Consider the following 19312-nt stretch of genomic DNA (forward strand, 5'->3'; position numbering starts at 1 on the left):
ACTGGCGGTCATGTCACGGGTACTGCTGATCGAGGACGACGACTCGGTGCGGGAGGCGCTGGCCCTGGGCCTGCGCCGCCAGGGCCACGAGGTGCGCACCGCCGCCTCGGGCGAGGAAGGGCTGGAGCGGGCGCACCGGGAGCCGCCGGAGATCGTCGTGCTGGACCTCATGCTGCCCGGGATCGACGGCTTCGAGGTGTGCCGGCGGCTGCGCGGGGCCGGGCCCACCCCGGTGATCATGCTGACCGCGCGCGGCGACGACGTGGACACCGTGCTCGGCCTGGAGGCCGGGGCCGACGACTACGTGGTCAAGCCCGCGCAGTCCCGGGTCCTGGACGCCCGGATCCGGGCGGTACTGCGGCGGGCGGGCACCGCCGGGGCCGAGGCCGACCGGGAGGCGCACGGCGACCTGGTGCTGGACCGGGCCGCGCTGACCGTCACCAAGCGCGGCACCCCGCTGCCGCTCGCGCCCGGCGACCTGCGGCTGCTGCTGGAGCTGGCCGCCTCGCCCGGGCGGGTGCTCAGCCGCGAGCAGTTGCTCGAATCCGTGTGGGGGCTGGGCCGCCAGGACGACATCCGTCTGGTGGACGCGGGTGTCAACCGGCTCCGGGCCAAGATCGAGGACAGCCCCGCCGCACCCCGTTACATCCAGACCGTGCGCGGCTTCGGCTACCGCTTCGGTCCGCTGTGACGAGCGCTCCGTCCTCCCCGCCGGGGCCGCCCGCCGGGAGGACCGTTCCGCGCCGGGTCCGGCTGCGCCGGGCGATCGCCGGGCTGCGGCCCCGGCTGCTGGCCGCGTTCGTGGCCGTCGCCGCGCTGAGCGCGCTGGCCACCGCGGCCCTCACCTACCGCGCCGCCACCAACTCCACCCTGGAACTCACCCAGGACACCGCCCTGGACGAGCTGCGCCGCCGGGTCGACGTGCTCGCCCCGGCCCTGCCGTTCCCGCCCACCCAGGGCGAACTCGACCGGCTGGCGGGACAGTTGTCCGGCACCCGAGGATTCCGGGACTGGCGGGTACTGGCCGCCCGGGGCACCGACCACTCGGAGTGGACCCAGCCGTTCGCCGTGCCGGCGGCCCTGGAACGGACCGTGGGCGCCGGCCACGCCGCGTTCCAGCGGTTCACGACCGACGACCGCCCCTGGCTCGCCGTCGGCATCCCGGTCACCTACGCCGCCGAGCCCCGGACCGCCTCCGGCCTCGCCGTCTACGCCGTCCTGCCGCTCGACCGCGAGCAGAGCGCGGCGAACGGCCTGCTCGCCGCGGCCGCCGGGGCCGGCGCGTTCGCCGCCGTGCTCGCCGCGGGCCTCGCCCTGCTGGCGGCCCGCCAGGTCCTGCGGCCGGTCCGTGCGCTGGGCGACGCCGCCCACGCCCTCGCCCAGGGCCGGCTCGACACCCGGCTGACCGTCACCGGCCACGACGAACTCGCCCAGCTCTCCAAGACCTTCAACCACACCGCCCGGACCCTCCAGGGCACCATCGAGGAGCTGCGGGCCGTGGAGTCCCAGGGCCGCCGGTTCGCCGCCGACGTCTCGCACGAACTGCGCACCCCGCTGGCCGCCATGGTCGCCGTCACCGACATCCTCGACGAGGACGCCGAACAGCTGCCCGCCGACACCGCGACCGCCCTGCGCATGATCAGCAACGAGACCGGACGGCTCACCCGGCTGGTCAACGACCTGATCGAGATCTCCCGGCTGGACGCCGGCGCCGCGCCCCTGCACACCGAGGACGTCGACGCCGTCACCGCCGTCCGCGAGACCCTGGACCTGCGCGGCTGGGGCGAGGGGATCGTGCTGGACCTGCCGCCCGCCCTGCCGGTGCGCCTCGACCCGCGCCGCTTCGACGTCGTCGTCGCCAACCTGGTCGGCAACGCCCTGCGGCACGGCCGGCCGCCGGTCCGGCTGGCCCTGCGGGAGGCCGACGGCGACCTCGTGCTGACCGTGACCGACCACGGGCCCGGCGTCCCGGCCGCCGAACTGCCGCACCTGTTCGACCGCTTCTACAAGGCCGACCGGGCCCGCCGGCGCTCGGAGGGGAGCGGGCTCGGCCTGGCCATCGCGCAGGAGAACGCCCGGCTGCACGGCGGACTGATCGAGGCCGCCGACGCGCCCGGCGGGGGCGCGGTGTTCACCCTCGTCCTGCCGCTCGGCAACGACCGGGAGGAGCAGCGGTGAGCGTCGCCGAGGAACGGCGGGGAGGGACCGGGAAAAGCAGCGGTGAGCGTCATGGAAGAGCAACGACGAGCGTCACGGAGGAACAGCAGCGGTGAACGTCCCCCTTCGCACCGCCGCGGCGGCCGCCCTGCTGCTGGCGGTCGCGGGCTGCTCCGTCACCGGCACCGGGGCCGTCCGCAGCGGGCTGCCGGCGACCGGTGTCCAGCCCGGCACCCGCCTGTACTTCCCGGGACCGGAGGGGCTGCGGCCGGTCGTCCGCGCCGACAGCCCGCGCGAGGACCTGCAACAGACCCTCGACACCCTGCTCGCCGGGCCGGACCCGGCGGAGCAGCGCGCCGGCCTCTACACCGCCCTCCCCGCCGGCGGCCGGGTCGAGGCCGTCGGCAGCCCCGGCACCGTCACCCTGCGGCTGTCCTGGTCGACCGCCGCTCTGACCACCACCGCCGTCCAGCAGTTGGTCTGCACGGCCGAGGACGCGCCCACCGCCGGGCCTCCGCCCCAGGTCGCCGTCCTCAGCAGCGACGCCCCCGGGCCGGTCCGCCAGCAGTGCGACCTGCACCGCACGGACTGACCCGCGGAGGAGTCCCGGGGGCCGCCGACCACGGGGCCCGCCGGCCGCGAGGCTGCCCGGATCCCTCCCTATGTCAATGAAGTTGTCATATCCTGCCGCCATGACCGAACGCGTGGTTCCCGAGCCCGAGCGGAAGCGCCGCCGGCCCACCAAACAGGGCGTCGTCCTGTCCGCCGAGCTGATCGTCGACACCGCGCTGCGGCTGATCGGTCTGCACGGCGCCGAGGCACTCACCGTCCGGCGGCTCGGGGCCGCGCTCGGCGCCGACCCCAGCGCGGTGTACCGCTACTTCCACAGCACCGACGACCTGCTGATCGCCATCGCGGACGAACTCATCGGCCGCGCCCAGAACGGCTGGCGGCCCACCGGCGACTGGCGGGCCGACCTGCGCGCCATCGGCCTGCGCATCCACGCCGCCTACCAGGCCCACCCCCAGGCCGCCCTGCTCGCCGCCCACCGCACCACCGGCCGGGCCAACGAGATCACCGCCGTCGAGAACATCCTCGGCATACTGCGCGACGCCGGTTTCCCGGACCCGGAGGCCGTCCGCGTCTACCACGCCTTCGTCGACCAGAGCCTCGGCTTCGCCGCCCTCGACGCCGCCGCCCTCGCCCTGCCCTCGAGCGCTCTGAGCGCCGACTACCAGGTCTGGCAGAGCTCCTACGCGCGCCTCGACGCCACCACCCACCCCCACATCGCGGCCACCGCGCACCTGCTGGCGGCCGACATGAACCGCAGCGCGTACCCGCAGGCGCTCGACCTGCTGCTGGAGGCCGCCGAGGCCCGGCTGCGGGCACCGCGTGAGGCGTGAGCGCGAGGCGTGAGGCGTGAGCGTGAGGCGTGAGCGTGAGCAGCGCGCCGGGTCCGGGGCGAGGTGGCCGCTGGAAGGCCGGTGGAAGAACATTCGCCGTCACCGCGGGCGGGCCCGCCCCGGCTGACCTGCGGCGCGGTGGGGCGGCCGGCCCGCGGGCCGGCGGCGCGGAGGCTTCCGACGGCCGGGCGGGCGTCCGAGGATACGGCGGGATCCCGACGGACCACGCCTGAAGGGCAGTTCACGCCATGCTTCGCCACGTCCCCCGCCTCGGTGCCCGGCTCGCCCCGGCCCTCGCCCTCGCCTCCGCGCTCGTCCTCTCCGCCGGCGGCCCCGCCCTCGCCGACCCGGCGAGCCTGCCCAACGCCCAGGACCTCGTCGGCGTCGGCGCGCAGGCGACCGAGAGCCTGCTGAGCCGGTTCGCCACCGACTACAACGCCGCCCTGACCGCCGGCGGCGACACCACCTCGCCCCGGCTGTCCGGCTGGGACTCCACCCCGGCGGCCCCGATCGTCCCCAAGTACGGGTCGGTGACGATCTGGCGCCCGTTCAGCACGGACGCCGGCCTGATGGCCATCGACATGTACACCTCGTCCAGCATCGACTACGCCCGCGCGGCCCGGCCGCCCCGGCCCACCGACCCGGCCTACCTGAACTTCGTCGCGATGGCCAAGGACGCCGTCAGCTGGGCCTCCCCCGCCGGCGGGAACGCCCCGGCCACCCTGACGCCCGCCCAGCTCGTCGGCATCTACGCCTGCCAGATCACCAACTGGCGCCAGATCAGCCCCGCCCTGCCGGACGCCGTCATCCGCCCCTATGTGAGCGGCAACGTCACGGTGGACCGCTACGGCGTGCACGGGTCCGGGCTGGACTCCACCTCGTACTTCCTGGAGAAGATCGACTACGCCCGGGCGATCGGCCAGGACCAGGTGACCGACCACTCCTGCGTCGGCGTCGTCGCCCGGGAGAACCAGGGCACCGACACCGTCCTCCAGGACCCGAACGCCCTCGTGCCGTACTCGGTCGGCCGCTACGTCGGCCAGGCGTACGGCGGCCACACCTCCCCCGGCGACGAGCCGGGGCCGCTCACGCCGCGCGCGATCAACGGCGTCGCCTCCGTCAACACCACGGCGCATTCCATCAACGCGGCGTTCGCGGTGCTCCCGTTCGGCCGGATCGTCTCCAATGTCGTCCGGCAGAGCGAGTGGACCGCGCAGAACGCCCGGGGCGCCGCGCTGCGGAACGTCTTCGGCCCGGCCGGCTGGATCTGCGCGCACACCACGACCACCGTCCGTGACCAGGGCTTCCAGCCGCTGCCGGGTTCCGTGTGCGGGACCGTCATCCACTGACCGTTCGCGGGGCGTCCGACGCCCGGTGCCCGGCCCGCCGTCCGTCAGCGGCCCGGGCACCGGGCGTCAGGCACCGGGCGTCAGGCGTCAGGCACCGGGCGTCAGGCAACCGTGCCCGGACGTGCCGCCGTGGCACGCAGCAGGTCCCCCAGCAGGACGAGGTCCACCGCCTGCGGCTTCCGGAAGCGCAGGCAGCCCTTGCCCATGTCCTGGGCGGCCAGACGTCCGGCGAAGGCGTCCCGCACGTCGGGGCGCATCAGGTAGAAGGAGATGTACTGCTTCTGGCTGGCGAAGGCGACCTCGGCGACCCCGTCCCGCTCGTACGCGGGCATGCCGTAGGCCATCACCTCGGTGAAGTCCGCCAGCTCGCGGCGGCACAGCCCGCGGAGCTCGGTCAGCACCTCGCGACGGTCCTCGGGCACCTCGGCCAGGTAGCTTTCGACGTCCTTCGCGGTACTTCGCACCATTCCAGGAGGCTATGCCGGTGCGCAGGCTCCGGGCAAGGCCGGAGGCCCGGGCCCCCGGGCGGCCCGCGCCGCGGCGGACCGGAGCGACTGATCGGGGCCACCGGCCGGGGCGACCGATCGGGGCGGCGTGTCGAACGCCCGATCGCCGCTCCCGGCGAGAGGGTGACCGGCGGGGGATCCCACGAGGAGGAGCGAGAATGCCCGAAGTCACCACGCCGTACGCGACCGGCACCCCGTGCTGGGTCGACCTGATGGCCAAGGACCAGCAGGCCGCCCTGGACTTCTACCGTGACCTGCTCGGCTGGCAGGGCAAGCCCGGCCCGGCGGAGTTCGGCGGCTACGCGGTCTGCGAGCTCAACGGCAGGGCGGTGGCCGGCATCGGCCCGACGATGAGCCCCGAGGGCATGCCGGAGCCGCCGACCGTCTGGACCAGCTACCTGGCCAGCACCGACGCCCAGGCCACCCAGGACGCGATCGTCGCGGCCGGCGGCACCCTGCTCGCCCCGGTGATGGACGTCGGCAACCTCGGCCGGATGCTGGTGGCGGCGGACCCGCAGGGCGCGGTGTTCGGCGTCTGGCAGCCGGGCGAGTTCTTCGGCGCCAAGGTCGTCAACGAGGCCGGCGCGCTTACCTGGAACGAGCTGCACACCAGCGACGTGCCGGCCGCCACCACATTCTACGGCGCGGCGTTCGGGATCGAGATCGAACCGCTGGACGGGGCCGACTCCTACTGGGAGCTGCGGGTCGGCGGCCGCGCCGTCGGCGGCGTGACCCTGCTCGCCAACGACCCGCCCGGCACCCCGGCGCACTGGCTGACCTACTTCGCGGTGGACGACGTGGACTCCACGGTGGACGCCCTGGTCAGGAGCGGCGGTACGGTGCTGGCCCCGCCGTTCGACATGATGGCCGGGCGGATGACGGTGGTGGCCGACCCGCAGGGGGCCCCGTTCGCGATGATCACGCCGCAGCCGCTGGCGTAGGCCGGGTCACCGGCGGTGGCCCCGGAGCTGCCGGGGTCACCGCCGGTCGCCCGCCCGGAGTTCGGCGGCGATCTGCCGTCGGCCGGAGACGGCCGCCTCCAGCACCACCGCGGTGCAGACGAGCAGCGCCACGGCGGCCGTCGGCAGCAGCACCGGCAGGACGCGGGGCACCGGCCGTTCCGCCACCGGTGCGCCCACCAGCAGCGACAGGTCGAAAGCCGGTCCGAGCAGGGCGACGGCCCCCGCCGCGACCACCGCACCGCCGGCCACCGCGGCCAGTGTCTGCGGCACGGTCTCCGCGACGATCAGCGCCAGCCCTTCCCGGGGGCGGAGCCCCATGGTGCGCAGCCGGGCGAGGACCGCCGCGCGGTCGGGCGAAGCCCGCAGGACGGTCAGCAGGACTGCGAGCAGGGCGAAGGCGACGGCGGCGACGGCCGCGGACCGGAAGAGCCGGGCGGTGGAGTGCTGGAGCGGGTCCGCGGCCAGGTCGGCGGCCGTCTCGCGGGCGGTGCGCACGAGGTAACCGTCGGGGATGCCGCCGGGTTCCCTGCTCACCTCCCGGGCCTCCTCGCGCAGGAGCCCGGCCAGGCCCGACGTGTCGGCCAGGCCCCGGGTCGCGAAGAGCGGGCGCAGCCGGGCGCCGTCGATGTCGCCGACGGCGAACCAGTTGTCGGGCCGGGCGAGTTCGGGCAGGCGGGCGGCGGCGGCGCCGACCGGCACGACGACGAACTCCCGGACGGCCTCGGGCAGGGCCGGGGTGGCGTTCACGGTGCCGACGACGGTGGCGAGCAGTTCGCCACCGGGTGTCCGCAGCCGCTGCGGGCCGGGACCGAGTTGTGCGGCGAGGCCGGCGCTGACCAGGGCGGGCACCGGCGGGTCCGGCCGAGCGACGGTGGACGACGCGGCGCCGGACAGGGCGGCGGGGTCGGCCGGGACCGCGGCGCCGGACAGGACCGCGGCATCGGACAGGACGGCCGGGTCGAACGGGCCGGCCCCGACGGTGCGGGAGATCTCCGCGTAGGCCCGGGGCTCGGCGGCGACGAGGGTGACCTGTACGGCGAGCCGGCCGACCCCGAGCAGGTAGGTCTGCCGCTCGATCCGGACACCGGTCGAGGCGCGGACCCCGGGGAGCGTGTCGGCGGCCGCGACGAACGCCTCGGGAAGCGGCGCGTCCTGCGGGACCAGCACCGCGGCATCGCCGCCGACCGCCGTACGGGCCGCGCGCAGCCGGGCACCGTCGACGGTGTCGAGGAGGGTGGCGCCGAAGCCCGCGGTGGTGACGGCGAGCAGCAGAGCGAGCGCCGGCAGCACGGCCGGGCGGTGGCGACCGTCCGGGTCGCGGGCGCTGCGGGCGAGGCCGAGGAAGGCGATCGGGCCTCGGCCGCGCCGGGCGAGGGCGGCGAGCCGGCCGACGACGGGCGGCTGGATCCTCGCGAGCAGCAGACCACCGCTGAGCGCGACCAGCAGCGGTGCGGTGACCAGCAGGGGGTCCGGCCCGTCGGCCGGCGGGGCCGCGCCCCGGCGGCGGACCTCGGCGACGGCCGCACCGGTGACGGCGAGGACGAGGAGTTCGCCGACCGCCCGGCGGCGCCCGGGCCCCCGGGCACCGTCGGTCGGGCCGCCGGTGCCACGGGGGCGGGCGAGCAGGACGGCGGCACGGACCGGGAGAGCGAGGACGGCGAGCAGCGTCCCGGCCACCGCGGCGAGGACGGCGGCGGTCCAACGGGGAGTGGGCAGCAGGACGAGGGCGAGGGCGGTGGCGGCCCCGCCGGCCGGCAGGACGGTCACCGCGCTCTCGCCCAGCAGGCGCAGCAGGATCGCCGCGCGCGAGCCGCCGCGGTCCCGGAGCAGCCGGAGTTCGGCGGCCCGCCGGTCGGCGGCGAGGGCCGCGGCCAGGGAGAGCACCACGCAGGCGACGCCCGCGACTCCGGCGGGGCCGATCGCGGCGAGCGGGGCGGTGGCCCGGTGGCGGGCGGTGGCCTCGGCGAGGACCTCGGGCAGCAGGGTGGTCGCGGTGAGGTCGGGCCGTCCGGTCACCTCGGCGGCCAGGACGGCACCGGGACCGGCCAGGTAGGAGCCGACGCCGGAGCGCAGGGCGGCGAGCCGGTCGGCACGCAGGGCGCGCGGGTCGACCGGCAGCCGCCAGAAGTCCTCGCCGCCCCCGCCCCAGGCGAGCAGGGCCGGGCGGCTGTCGGCGGCGGCGAATCCGGCCGTCTCCCAGCGGACACCGCCGCCGTCGAGGGTCTTCAGGCAGGCGCGTTCGGGGCAGGGCAGCTCCTGCCAGTAGCGGTCGTGGGGCTCGTCGGCGCGGTAGAGGCCGACGATCCTGGCCCGGGCGGCGGGTCCGCTGTCGACGGTGTCGCCGACCCGGAGGCCGATGGTGTCGGCGGCCCGCCGGCTGACGGCGATCGGCAGCGGTTCGCCGGGGGCGGCGGGTCCGGGCCAGGCGCCGTCGGTCAGGGTCGCGTGCGCGGCGAGGCCTTGGAGGTGGAGCAGGTGGAGTTGCGGGGCCGTGCCGCCGGGGCGGTCGTAGCCGTCGTTGAGCATGGGCCGGTCGGTGAGGGCGCGGGTGCCGTGGTGCTCGCCGTCGCGGGTGAGCGGGAGGTCCCGGGCGATCTGCCCGACCAGCCGGTCGCGGGCCGCGTCGAGCTCTGCGGCGGGGGTGTCGGGGCGCGATCGGGCGGTGAGGTGGAGGCTGGTGGCCCGGACGCCGCGGTCCTGGACGAAGGTGGCCAGCGCGCTGTTCGCGCCCCGGTCGGCGGCCCGGGGCAGCGCGGCCAGGGTGAGGACGGTGACGAAGGCGAGGACGGCGGTGAGCAGGGCTGCCGTACGCGCCGAGCGCAGCCGGGTGCGCACCCAGGGCGCGGGCCGGTGCTCGTTCCGGCGGCGACCGCGCTCGCGGTGCGTCAGCATGCTGCCCCTCCCCCGGCGGGCACCCCGGAGCGCCCGGCCCACCGGTCACCGGCCCTTGATCACCGAATAGCGGACGATGCTGCCAGACCCGTCCGCGGAAGGGAAGGTCCGTTCGGGCAGAGCGGCGGCCCGGGCGACGGACGACGGGGGCGCGTTCCGCCGGGCGGCGGCGCGGCCCGGCGTTCCCTAGGCTGAGAAACGGTCTTCCACTCCGATGTCAGCAGGAAGGGATCAGCCATGCCGACCATCCTCAACCCCTACATCACCTACAACGGCGACGCCCGGCAGGCCCTGGAGTTCTACCAGCAGGTCTTCGGCGGCGAGCTGGACCTCAACACCTACGGCGACTTCGGCGCCGGGGAGGGCGACGCCGCCGACCGGATCATGCACGGCATGCTGAGGACCGGCGGCGGCCTCGTCCTGATGGCCGCCGACAACCCGCCCGGCACGGACCACACACCGGGCGGCGACATCTCGGTGAGCCTCAGCGGCGAGGACGACGCGGAGCTGCGCGGCTACTGGCAGAAGCTGTCGGACGGCGGCACGGTGACCGTCCCCATGGAGAAGCAGATGTGGGGCGACGTCTTCGGGATGTGCACGGACCGCTTCGGCATCACCTGGCTGGTCAACATCAACCAGCCGCGTTCCTGAGCCGCCCGCGCCCCGGCGGCAGCCCACCCCGTGAGGGCCGCCGTCAGTGCCCCGTGGCACAGTTCCGCCCATGAACATCACCACCACCTCCCACAGTTGGGACGAGGCCGTGGCGCTCTTCGAGCGGCGCGGCCTGCCCGTCGGCTCCTACGAGAACCTCTACGAGGAGGAGTACGACGTCCACGCCGGCGACCTCGCGGTCGAGGGCAACCTCGACCTCGACGCCACCGAGCCGGACGGCACCGGCTACATCGTCGACGGCGACCTGACGGTCGACGGCGCGGTGATCAACACCGACGACGGCTGCCCGGCGCTGGTCGTCCTCGGCGACCTTCGGGCCGCCGCCGTCTACCTGGAGGGCGACGCCAAGCTGATCGTCCGCGGGGACGTCCACGTCGGGGCCTTCGTCGGCCACATGACCGACAAGCTCGTGATGATCCACGGGGACCTCAGGACCCGGGTCACCGTACTGTCCTCCGAGTTCGAGCCGGACCTCGTCGGCGGTGAACTGTTCGGCCCGGTGCTCCGCCCGTCCTACCTCGCGCCCTTCCCCGAGGCCGTGCCCGTCGCCCCGGAGACGGTGCTGGTCCCCGAACTGCTGCTGACCGGGGCCGACACCGACCCGGACGAGTGGCGGGGCTTCGACACCCCGGGTGTCCACGGCGGCCGGCTGCTGGAGCGCATCGAGGCCGGTCTGCCGGTGACCCTGGCCGAGCAGACCACCAGGGGCTGACGGCCGACCCGCCGGGGGCCTCCCCTCCTTGCCTTCAACCGCACTTGAAGTCCTACGGTTCCCGTACGACCCGCACCGTGTGCGGGCCGCACGCCCGAGACATCAGGAGGGGACCCCCGTGTCGACCCAGCAGATCTCCGACGCCGAACTCGCCGGCCAGCCCGCCGCCTACTGGACCGGTGTCGCCTACGAGGCACTGATCGCGTTCACCCGGGCCCGGCAGGCCGAGAAGGGCCACACCCAGCCGCAGTTCTGGCTGCTGCGCAACCTGTCGAGGAACGACATCTCGCCCGACGGGGCGGGCATGACCGTGCCCGAGCTCCGGGCCGCCATGGCCTCCTACCTCCGGCCCGAGGACGACCTGACGGCGGAGGCCGCGGTACTGGTGGAGCGCGGTTGGCTGACCCGGGACGCCGACCACCGGCTGTGGCTCACCGAGGCGGGCGAGCGGGCCCGGGTCGACCTCGCCCGCAACGCCCCGGCGATCCGCGCCGCCCTCCACGCGGGCATCGACGACGCGGACTACGTCACGGCGCTGAAGGTGCTCCGGCAGCTGATCCGCAACGCGGGCGGGACCGTCGACTGACGGGCCCGGAGGGCGGGACGGGTCGGGGCGGCCGTGCGGTGCAAGGATGTCCGGCATGACGGACTCGGACACACCGGACGCACCGGACACATCGAACACATCGGCCGCTCCGGATGCGCCGACCGCGTCGGACGCGTCGGACGCATCTGGCACAGCGAACGCGTCCGGTGCTTCGGACCCGGCCAACAGCTCGCCCGGCCAGGACGGCACGCCCGGACCGGACGCGTCCGGCGACGGCGCGACGGTGGAGGCACTGCTGCGGGAGGCCGGCCCCGACGCCGCCGGGGCGCTCTGGCGGCTCACCGGCACCGAGCGCCAACTGGACGCCAACGTGGTGCGGTTGCGCCCCGGGGCCGCCGTCGCCGCCCACGTCGAACCCGACCTGGACGTGCTGGTGCTCGGCCTCGCCGGGCGGGGCACTCTGCGCTGCGCGGGCGTCGAGCACACGCTGGAGCCGGGCGCGCTGCGGCTGCTGCCGCGCGGCGCCGAGCGGGCGGTGGCGGCGGCGGCGGAGGGCGTCGCCTACCTGACGGTGCACCGCCGCCGCCCGGGCCTCACCGTCCGCCCCCGCGCCTGACCGCGCCGTCGGCGCCGACGGCGCGGCGGCGCGGCGGCGCGGCGGCGCGGCGGCGCGGCGGCCATGATCACCCGGCGGCGCCGAGCCCCGCCAGGAAGGCGTGCACCGGGCCGGCGTCGGCGGCCGGGGTGACCAGCGCGACGTGGTTGTCCGGCCGGACCAGGACGAGGGCCTCGCCGGTCACCCCGTAGGCCCGGCGGACCTCGCCGTCCCGGTCCTCGACCCGCACCGGCCGGACGTGGCCGGGCAGTCCGGCGAGCTCGGGACGGGCTCCCGCACCGAGACCGAGCAGGGTGAAGTCGTCGCCGGCGAACCGCTCGAAGAGCCGGCCCGGAGCGCCGTCCGGGCCCGCGCAGGGGCCGTCGGGCGCCCGGTCACCGGCCCGGAGCAGCGCTTCCGGACCGCCGTCGGCCGGGGCGCCTGCGGCGAGGCCGCTCCACCGGTAGCCGAGGGACAGTCCGGTGAGGTCGCCGACCCCGCCGGCCTCGACCCCGATGCCGGGCGTGCCGATCCCCTCCACCACGGCCGCCATCCCGGCACTGGTGACGTCGAGGGTCCACGCCGCGATCGGCAGCCGCTCCTCCTGGTAGGTGTCCAGCAGGGCGGGCCCGGCGATTCCGCGCACCACGTACCCGAGCTTCCAGGCGAGGTTCCAGGCGTCCTGGATGCCGGTGTTCATGCCGAGTCCGCCCGCCGTGGGGTGGACGTGGGCACAGTCGCCGGCCAGCAGGACCCGGCCCTCGCGGTAGCGCTCGGCCATCCGGACGTTGACCCGCCAGGTGGACAGCCAGGTGGCGTTGCCGAGCCGGAGGTCGTCGCGGCCGGTGTGCTCGGCCGCGAGCCGCCGGAAGCTCTCCAGTGACGGCGGCACCGTCGTGCCGTCGGCGGCGGTCTCCGGGCTGGCCTGGAGCTGCCAGCGGGAGCTGCCCTCGAAGGGGCAGAGCATGAAGACGCCCTTCGGCCCGAACCACTGGTGCCAGGCATCCGGCTCCAGGCCCTCGACCTCGACGTCGCCGCAGACCATCAACGGCTCCGGGTCGCCGTCGCCCACGAAGGGGATGCCCAGCAGTTTGCGCACCGTCGAGCGGCCGCCGTCGCAGGCGACCAGGTAGTCGGCGGCGATCCGGCGGCCGTCCGCGAGCACGGCCTCCGCCCCGTCGGCGTCCTGCCGGACGTCCACCAGTTCGGCGCCGAGTTCGACCTCCGCCCCGAGCGCGGCGAGCCGCTCGCGCAGCAGCGCCTCCAGCTGCGGCTGCCGCAGCCAGCGGCCGGCCGGGTAGGGGGTGGTGGCGCTGGGCCGGGCGCCGGCGAACGGCTCGGTCTCGTTGACGAAGTCGCCCTCGAAGTACTTGCGGAACGGCAGGTGGGTGCGGCCCACCGCGGCCAGTTCCCCGGCGAGGCCCAGGTCCGCGAGGATCTCCAGGCTGCGGGGGTTGAGCGTCTTGCCGCGGGAGCCGGTGGCGTGGGCGGCGGCCCGCTCCAGGACCCGTACCGCCACGCCCTGCCGGGCCAGCCCGCAGGCCAGCGTCAGTCCGGTCGGCCCCGCTCCCACGATCACCACGTTCGTCATGTGTGTGTCCGTCCCTTCCGGTCGTCGGTGACTCGTTGACAGCTCCATGGAACAGCAACTCGGTAACAAATACAACCGGGTAACGAATTTATCCGGGTTATGATCCTTGCCATGAACCCGAGCGAACCAGAACCGGGTCTGCGGACCCTCAAGAAGCAGCGCACCCGGCAGACCCTCGCCGATGTCGCCATCGCCCTCTTCCTCGAGCGGGGCTTCGCCCAGGTCTCGGTCGCCGAGATCGCCGCAGCCGCCGAGGTCTCCAAGCCCACCCTGTTCCGGTACTTCGCCACCAAGGAGGAACTGGTCCTGCACCGCTTCGCCGACCACCTCGGCGAAGCCGGCCGGGTGGTGCGCGACCGCGCCGCCGACCTCACCCCGCTGGACGCCCTGGAACGCCACCACCTCGCCGGGCTGGCCGCGCACGACCCCCAGACCGGACTGACCGACGATCCCGAGGTGCTCGCCTTCCTCCGGCTCGTCCACGAGACCCCGGAGCTCTCCGCCCAGCTCCTGGACTACGTCGACGCCGACGCGGACGCGCTCGCCGAGGCGCTGGACCCGGCGGGCGGCATCACCGCCCGGCTGTTCGCCGCCCAGTACGTGGCCGTCCGCCAGGTGCTCGCCCGCACCGCCTGGGCCCGGCTGGCCGACGGGCAGGACATCACCGAGGCGGCCCCGCAGGCCGCCGCCGAGACCGCCGCCGCCTTCGCCCTGCTGCGCGACGGCGCCCGCGCCCAGGGGTTCTGACCCCGGCCCGCCACTCCCTGGAGTCCCGTGCGGCGCAGCGCACCCGCCGCCCGGTGAATCGGTGAAGCACGTCACGGCCTCGCCCCGGTGCCCCGGCGGGTCCGGGCGGGTAGGTTCCTGCCTCCAAGGGGAGCGACGCTCCCCGGACGCGGATCCCGCCGTCATTGGCTCCTCCCAGGAGAGAGGCACGAATGATGTCTGCACAGGACGCCACGCACCACCCCCCGCGGCGCATCGGTGTGGTCGCCGAGTCGGCCGCCGGGGAGACCCGGGTCGCCGCGACACCGTCCACGGTGCGGGGGATCCTCGCCCTCGGCTACGAGGTCGTGGTCGAGTCCGGGGCCGGTACCGCCTCCGGGTTCACCGACGAGGCCTACACCGCCGCCGGCGCGGGCGTCGGGGACGCCTGGGCGGCCGACGTCGTACTGAAGGTCAACGCGCCGTCGACCGCCGAGGTCGCCCGGCTGCGCGACGGCGCGACCCTGATCGGCCTGCTCGCCCCGGCGCAGCGGCCCGATCTGCTGGAGACGCTGTCCGCGCGCCCGGTCACCGCGCTCGCCCTGGACGCGGTGCCCCGGATCTCCCGGGCGCAGTCGATGGACGTGCTCAGCTCGATGGCCAACATCGCCGGCTACCGGGCGGTGATCGAGGCGGCGCACGTGTTCGGCCGCTTCTTCACCGGCCAGGTGACGGCCGCGGGCAAGGTCCCGCCGGCGAAGGTCCTGGTGGCCGGGGCCGGTGTGGCCGGGCTCGCCGCGATCGGCGCCGCCTCCAGCCTGGGCGCGATCGTCCGGGCGACCGACCCCCGGCCGGAGGTCGCCGACCAGGTGAAGTCCCTCGGCGGGGAGTACCTGCCGGTGCAGGCCGCGCAGGAGGCGAGCACCGACGGCTACGCGAAGGCCACCTCGGCCGACTACGACCGGGCGGCGGCCGCGCTGTACCACGAGCAGGCCCGGGACGTGGACATCGTCATCACCACGGCGCTGATCCCCGGCCGGGCGGCCCCCCGGCTGCTCACCGCCGAGGACGTGGCGGCGATGCGGCCGGGCAGCGTCGTCGTCGACATGGCCGCCGCGCAGGGCGGCAACGTCGAGGGCACGGTCGCGGGCCGGACGGTGGTCACCGACAACGGCGTCACGCTGATCGGCTACACCGACCTCGCGGCCAGGCTGCCCGCCCAGGCCTCGCAGCTGTTCGGCACCAACCTGGTCAACCTGTTGAAGCTGCTGACCCCGGGCAAGGACGGGCAGTTGGCGCTGGACTTCGAGGACGTGGTCCAGCGGGCGGTGACCGTGGTCCGGGCGGGCGAGGTCACCTGGCCGCCACCGCCGGTCGCGGTGTCGGCCGCCCCCGCGCCGGCCTCGGCGCCCGCGGCACCCGCGGTCGTGGAACCGGCGCGGCCGCGGCTCGCCCCGGCGGCCCGGTTCGGACTGATCGGCGCCGGGATGCTCGCGCTGTTCCTGCTGATCGCTTTCGCCCCGACCCAACTGGCCCAGAACTTCACGGTGTTCGCACTCGCCGTGGTCATCGGTTACTACGTGATCGGCAAGGTCCACCACGCCCTGCACACCCCGTTGATGTCGGTCACCAACGCGATCTCCGGGATCGTGGTGATCGGCGCCCTGCTCCAGATCGGGCACGGGAGCACGACGGTCACCGTGCTCTCCTTCGTGGCGATCCTGCTGACGAGCGTGAACATCTTCGGCGGCTTCGCCGTCACCCGCCGCATGCTGAGCATGTTCTCCTCGTCCCCGGAAAGGCGCTGAGCCCGATGACGTCCACGACGGCGGCCCACGCCGCGGATCTCGTCGCCGCCCTGTTGTTCATCCTCAGCCTGGCCGGGCTGTCCCAGCACCGAACCTCCCGCGCCGGGGTCGTCTACGGCATCGCCGGGATGGCGCTCGCCCTGGTGGCCACCGTGGTGGTGGCGTCCAGGAGCATCGGTGCCGGGGCGGTCGCCCTGATCGTCCTGGCGATGGTGCTGGGCGGAGCCGCCGGGCTGTGGCGGGCCCGGCAGGTCGAGATGACACAGATGCCGGAGCTCATCGCCGTGCTGCACAGCTTCGTCGGCCTCGCCGCGGTGCTGGTCGGCTGGAACAGCTACCTCGAGGTGGAAGCGCACGGCGCGGCGCAGACCGCCGTCTCCGGGGACCTGCTGGGCATCCACCACGCCGAGGTGTTCATCGGCATCTTCATCGGGGCGGTCACCTTCACCGGGTCGATCGTGGCGTTCCTCAAGCTGTCCGCCCGGATCGCCTCCCGGCCGCTGGTGCTGCCCGGCAAGAACGCGCTCAACATCGGCGCGCTCGGGGCCTTCGTCGGCCTGACGGTCTGGTTCACCGTCAGCCCGGGCCTGGGCGCGGTGATCGCGGTCACCGTGCTCGCGCTCGCGCTGGGCTGGCACCTGGTCGCCTCGATCGGCGGCGGCGACATGCCCGTCGTCGTCTCCATGCTCAACAGCTACTCCGGCTGGGCCGCGGCGGCGGCCGGCTTCCTGCTCGACAACAACCTGCTGATCGTCACCGGCGCGCTGGTGGGCTCCTCCGGCGCCTACCTCTCCTACATCATGTGCCGGGCGATGAACCGTTCCTTCCTCTCGGTGATCGCGGGCGGCTTCGGCATCGAGGCCGCCGCGGGCGGGGCCGAGGAGCAGGGCGAGCACCGGGAGGTCAGGGCCGAGGAGGCCGCGCGGCAGCTCGCGCAGGCCAAGTCGGTGGTCATCACGCCCGGCTACGGCATGGCGGTGGCGCAGGCGCAGCACCCGGTGGCGGAGCTCACCCGGCGGCTGCGCGAGCGGGGGGTCGAGGTCCGCTTCGGCGTCCATCCGGTCGCCGGACGGCTGCCCGGGCACATGAACGTGCTGCTGGCGGAGGCGAAGGTGCCGTACGACATCGTGCTGGAGATGGACGAGATCAACGACGACCTCGCCGCGACCACCGTCGTCCTGGTCATCGGCGCCAACGACACCGTCAACCCGGCGGCCATGGACGATCCGGCCAGTCCGATCGCGGGCATGCCGGTGCTGCGGGTGTGGGAGGCGGAGCAGGTGATCGTGTTCAAGCGGTCGATGGCGTCCGGCTACGCCGGGGTGCAGAACCCGCTGTTCTTCCGCGAGAACAGCGCGATGCTGTTCGGCGACGCCAAGCAGAGCGTGGAGGACATCCTCCGGGCGCTGGACGCCGAGGACTCCGGGGGTGCGGCCCCGGCCGTCCGGCCGGTGCCGCCGGTGGACCGGGCGGGCGTGTAGCGGGGGCATCGCGACGCACGCGGGCCCCGGGAGGCACGCCGGGGGGCGTCCGGAGAGAATTTCGCTCCGGACGCCCCCGTCGTGTCGATCCCGCGCCCTCCCGTTCGACCTGGGGTAGAGAGGGTCGGACAGCGACTCCCCCGTACCGAGGAGAAGAGCAATGGCGAAGTACATGTTGATCATGCGTGGCAGCGACGAGACGCGCGAGAAGATGATGGACACGCCCTTCGAGGAGATCCTCGACATCATGGGCCGCTACAACGACGAGCTGATCCGGGCCGGGGTGCTGGTCGCCGCCGAGGGGCTCGACGACGCGTCGACGGGCGTGGTGGTCGACTTCACCGGGGAGGCACCGATTGTCACCGACGGGCCCTACGGTGAGACCAAGGAACTGTTCGGCGGCTTCTACATCCTCGACGTGGCTTCGCAGGACGAGGCGGTCGCCTGGGCGAAGCGGCTGCCGTCCCTCCCGGGGATGAAGATCGAGATCCGGCGGGTGCCGGGCATCGACGAGTTCCCGCAGGACAACAAGTGGATCATCCAGGAGCGGGAATGGCGCGAGCGGACCGGCCAGCTCTGAGCACCGGACCGACCGACGGCGGCGGGTCCGCCGGGCACCTCGACGGCCCGCCGGGCGCCGAGGCCGCCCGGCGGTCCGTCGAGGCCGTGTGGCGGATCGAGTCGGCGCGGATCGTCGGCGCCCTCACCCGCTTCACCGGCGATTTCGACCTCGCCGAGGACGTCGCCCAGGAGGCCGTCGCCGAGGCGCTCGTGGCCTGGGCGCGCGACGGCGAGCCGGCCAACCCGGTCGGCTGGCTGCTCGCCACCGGCCGGCGCCGCGCCATCGACCGGTTCCGCCGCCGCTCCGCCCTCGACGAGCGCTACGCCGCCCTCGGCGGCCGGCTCACCGAGGGCGGAGCGAGCTCCGGCGCCGAGCCCGTCCCCGGCAACCCGGACGACCTGCTGTGGGACCCGGACCTGATCGAGGACGACGTCCTCGCGCTGATGTTCGTCGCCTGCCACCCCGTGCTGTCGCCCGAGGCCCGCGCGGCGCTGACCCTGCGGGTGGTCGCCGGGCTCTCCAGCGAGGAGATCGCCCGCGCCCTGCTGGTGCCGGTGCCCACCGTGCAGGCCCGGATCACCCGGGCCAAGAAGACCGTCGCCGCCGCCGGCGTCCCCTTCGCGGTACCCCCGCCGGAGCAGCGGCGCGAGCGCCTCGGCGGGGTGCTGAGCGTGCTCTACGTGCTCTTCACCGAGGGCTCGACGGCGACCAGCGGCGACCGGCTGCTGCGCACCGACCTCGCCTACGAGGCGATCCGGCTGGCCCGCACCCTGGCCGCGCTGCTGCCCGGGGAACCGGAGGTGTCCGGTCTGCTCGCCCTGTTCGAGCTGACCGCCGCCCGCTTCCCGGCGCGCACCGGGCCCGACGGCGAGCCGGTCCTCCTGGAGGACCAGGACCGCCGCCGGTGGGACCGCTCCGCCGTCCGCCGCGGACTGGCCGCGCTCGACCGGGCAACCGCCACCGGCCACGGCCTGGGCCCCTACGGCCTCCAGGCGGCGATCGCCTCCTGCCACGCCGGGGCCCCGTCGGTCGCGGAGACGGACTGGCCGCGGATCGTGCTCCTCTACGAGGCGCTCGGCCGGATCGCGCCCTCCCCCGTGGTCGACCTCAACCGGGCGGTCGCCGTCGCCATGGCGGCCGGACCGGCGGAAGCCCTGGAGATCGTCGACGGACTGGCCGCGTCCGGGCGGCTGTCCGGCTCCCACCTGCTGCCGGGCGTGCGCGGCGAGCTGCTCACCCGGCTCGGCCGCACCGCCGAGGCCCGGTCGGAGCTGGAGCTCGCCGCCCGGATGTGCCGCAACACCCGCGAGCGGTCGGTGCTGCTGCGCAAGGCGGCGGCCCTGGGCTGACCGGGCCGGGGCGGTGGCCGG

At 75.2% G+C, this 19312-nt stretch carries 18 protein-coding genes; 15 read left to right on the top strand and 3 right to left on the bottom strand.

Going from position 1 to position 19312, the window contains the following annotated elements; all coding sequences use genetic code 11:
• Window positions 1-10 precede the first annotated feature (10 nt).
• The 5 genes from BLU95_RS03130 (at window position 11) to BLU95_RS03150 (ending at window position 4909) form a co-directional block, all read left to right on the top strand.
• Window positions 11-691 carry a response regulator gene (locus tag BLU95_RS03130; protein WP_093858572.1) on the top strand — a complete coding sequence of 227 codons (681 nt, stop codon included), beginning with the start codon at window positions 11-13 and terminating at the stop codon, window positions 689-691.
• Window positions 688-2178: a sensor histidine kinase gene (locus BLU95_RS03135; RefSeq protein WP_093858573.1), complete on the top strand. Its 1491-nt coding sequence runs from the start codon at window positions 688-690 to the stop codon at window positions 2176-2178. Before BLU95_RS03130 ends, BLU95_RS03135 begins: the two co-directional genes overlap by 4 nt.
• 91 nt (window positions 2179-2269) lie before the next feature.
• Window positions 2270-2749 carry a GerMN domain-containing protein gene (locus BLU95_RS03140; RefSeq protein WP_093858574.1) on the top strand — a complete coding sequence of 160 codons (480 nt, stop codon included), beginning with the start codon at window positions 2270-2272 and terminating at the stop codon, window positions 2747-2749.
• A gap of 100 nt (window positions 2750-2849) precedes the next feature.
• Entirely contained in the window at window positions 2850-3560 is a 711-nt protein-coding gene (locus BLU95_RS03145; RefSeq protein WP_093858575.1) for a TetR/AcrR family transcriptional regulator, read from the top strand.
• Between the two features lie 248 nt (window positions 3561-3808).
• A complete protein-coding gene (locus BLU95_RS03150) occupies window positions 3809-4909 on the top strand; it encodes a hypothetical protein (protein WP_093858576.1) in 1101 nt (366 codons plus the stop codon).
• Between the two features lie 101 nt (window positions 4910-5010).
• On the opposite strand, the gene BLU95_RS03155 is transcribed toward BLU95_RS03150, so the two are convergent.
• Window positions 5011-5376, bottom strand: a complete 366-nt coding sequence (locus BLU95_RS03155) for an iron chaperone (RefSeq protein ID WP_093858577.1) — start codon at window positions 5374-5376, stop codon at window positions 5011-5013.
• A gap of 197 nt (window positions 5377-5573) precedes the next feature.
• On the opposite strand from BLU95_RS03155, the gene BLU95_RS03160 reads away from it, so the two are divergent.
• Window positions 5574-6356: a VOC family protein gene (locus BLU95_RS03160; protein WP_093858578.1), complete on the top strand. Its 783-nt coding sequence runs from the start codon at window positions 5574-5576 to the stop codon at window positions 6354-6356.
• A 36-nt stretch (window positions 6357-6392) separates the two neighbouring features.
• On the opposite strand, the gene BLU95_RS03165 is transcribed toward BLU95_RS03160, so the two are convergent.
• The gene (locus BLU95_RS03165) at window positions 6393-9269 is read right to left on the bottom strand and encodes an amino acid adenylation domain-containing protein (RefSeq protein ID WP_093858579.1); all 2877 of its coding nucleotides are present in this window, start codon (window positions 9267-9269) and stop codon (window positions 6393-6395) included.
• 237 nt (window positions 9270-9506) lie between these two features.
• On the opposite strand from BLU95_RS03165, the gene BLU95_RS03170 reads away from it, so the two are divergent.
• The 4 genes from BLU95_RS03170 to BLU95_RS43700 all read left to right on the top strand — a co-directional run bounded on the left by BLU95_RS03170 (window position 9507) and on the right by BLU95_RS43700 (window position 11816).
• Window positions 9507-9920 (top strand): VOC family protein, encoded by a 414-nt coding sequence (locus BLU95_RS03170; protein WP_093858580.1) that lies wholly within the window; start codon window positions 9507-9509, stop codon window positions 9918-9920.
• 70 nt (window positions 9921-9990) lie between these two features.
• The gene (locus BLU95_RS03175) at window positions 9991-10653 is read left to right on the top strand and encodes a hypothetical protein (RefSeq protein ID WP_093858581.1); all 663 of its coding nucleotides are present in this window, start codon (window positions 9991-9993) and stop codon (window positions 10651-10653) included.
• A 118-nt stretch (window positions 10654-10771) separates the two neighbouring features.
• A complete protein-coding gene (locus tag BLU95_RS03180) occupies window positions 10772-11239 on the top strand; it encodes a winged helix DNA-binding protein (protein ID WP_093858582.1) in 468 nt (155 codons plus the stop codon).
• Between the two features lie 55 nt (window positions 11240-11294).
• On the top strand, window positions 11295-11816 hold the full coding sequence (locus tag BLU95_RS43700; RefSeq protein WP_231978248.1) for a hypothetical protein: 522 nt from the start codon (window positions 11295-11297) through the stop codon (window positions 11814-11816).
• A gap of 67 nt (window positions 11817-11883) precedes the next feature.
• Here BLU95_RS43700 and BLU95_RS03190 read toward each other — a convergent pair whose 3' ends face one another.
• Complete coding sequence (locus BLU95_RS03190) at window positions 11884-13386, bottom strand: FAD-dependent monooxygenase (RefSeq protein ID WP_093858583.1); 1503 nt, start codon at window positions 13384-13386, stop codon at window positions 11884-11886.
• 111 nt (window positions 13387-13497) lie between these two features.
• Between BLU95_RS03190 and BLU95_RS03195 the strand changes: the two genes are divergently transcribed.
• The 5 genes from BLU95_RS03195 (at window position 13498) to BLU95_RS03215 (ending at window position 19291) form a co-directional block, all read left to right on the top strand.
• Entirely contained in the window at window positions 13498-14133 is a 636-nt protein-coding gene (locus BLU95_RS03195) for a TetR family transcriptional regulator (RefSeq protein ID WP_093858584.1), read from the top strand.
• Between the two features lie 194 nt (window positions 14134-14327).
• A complete protein-coding gene (locus BLU95_RS03200) occupies window positions 14328-15899 on the top strand; it encodes a Re/Si-specific NAD(P)(+) transhydrogenase subunit alpha (protein WP_093864604.1) in 1572 nt (523 codons plus the stop codon).
• 5 nt (window positions 15900-15904) lie between these two features.
• On the top strand, window positions 15905-17380 hold the full coding sequence (gene pntB / locus BLU95_RS03205) for a Re/Si-specific NAD(P)(+) transhydrogenase subunit beta (protein WP_093858585.1): 1476 nt from the start codon (window positions 15905-15907) through the stop codon (window positions 17378-17380).
• Window positions 17381-17540: 160 nt separating this feature from the next.
• On the top strand, window positions 17541-17960 hold the full coding sequence (locus BLU95_RS03210; protein WP_093858586.1) for a YciI family protein: 420 nt from the start codon (window positions 17541-17543) through the stop codon (window positions 17958-17960).
• Window positions 17933-19291 (top strand): RNA polymerase sigma factor, encoded by a 1359-nt coding sequence (locus BLU95_RS03215; RefSeq protein WP_093858587.1) that lies wholly within the window; start codon window positions 17933-17935, stop codon window positions 19289-19291. The genes BLU95_RS03210 and BLU95_RS03215 overlap by 28 nt, the downstream gene beginning before the upstream one ends.
• The last annotated feature ends 21 nt before the right edge of the window (window positions 19292-19312 follow it).

The organism is Streptomyces sp. TLI_053, assembly GCF_900105395.1.
GTDB lineage: Bacteria > Actinomycetota > Actinomycetes > Streptomycetales > Streptomycetaceae > Kitasatospora.

Coding starts and splice junctions, on each gene's coding strand:
- BLU95_RS03130 (WP_093858572.1), top strand. CDS start 11: ATGTCACGGGTACTGCTGATCGAGGACGACGACTCGGTGCGGGAGGCG.
- BLU95_RS03145 (WP_093858575.1), top strand. CDS start 2,850: ATGACCGAACGCGTGGTTCCCGAGCCCGAGCGGAAGCGCCGCCGGCCC.
- BLU95_RS03150 (WP_093858576.1), top strand. CDS start 3,809: ATGCTTCGCCACGTCCCCCGCCTCGGTGCCCGGCTCGCCCCGGCCCTC.
- BLU95_RS03155 (WP_093858577.1), bottom strand. CDS start 5,376: ATGGTGCGAAGTACCGCGAAGGACGTCGAAAGCTACCTGGCCGAGGTG.
- BLU95_RS03160 (WP_093858578.1), top strand. CDS start 5,574: ATGCCCGAAGTCACCACGCCGTACGCGACCGGCACCCCGTGCTGGGTC.
- BLU95_RS03165 (WP_093858579.1), bottom strand. CDS start 9,269: ATGCTGACGCACCGCGAGCGCGGTCGCCGCCGGAACGAGCACCGGCCC.
- BLU95_RS03170 (WP_093858580.1), top strand. CDS start 9,507: ATGCCGACCATCCTCAACCCCTACATCACCTACAACGGCGACGCCCGG.
- BLU95_RS03175 (WP_093858581.1), top strand. CDS start 9,991: ATGAACATCACCACCACCTCCCACAGTTGGGACGAGGCCGTGGCGCTC.
- BLU95_RS43700 (WP_231978248.1), top strand. CDS start 11,295: ATGACGGACTCGGACACACCGGACGCACCGGACACATCGAACACATCG.
- BLU95_RS03190 (WP_093858583.1), bottom strand. CDS start 13,386: ATGACGAACGTGGTGATCGTGGGAGCGGGGCCGACCGGACTGACGCTG.
- BLU95_RS03195 (WP_093858584.1), top strand. CDS start 13,498: ATGAACCCGAGCGAACCAGAACCGGGTCTGCGGACCCTCAAGAAGCAG.
- BLU95_RS03200 (WP_093864604.1), top strand. CDS start 14,328: ATGTCTGCACAGGACGCCACGCACCACCCCCCGCGGCGCATCGGTGTG.
- pntB (WP_093858585.1), top strand. CDS start 15,905: ATGACGTCCACGACGGCGGCCCACGCCGCGGATCTCGTCGCCGCCCTG.
- BLU95_RS03210 (WP_093858586.1), top strand. CDS start 17,541: ATGGCGAAGTACATGTTGATCATGCGTGGCAGCGACGAGACGCGCGAG.
- BLU95_RS03215 (WP_093858587.1), top strand. CDS start 17,933: ATGGCGCGAGCGGACCGGCCAGCTCTGAGCACCGGACCGACCGACGGC.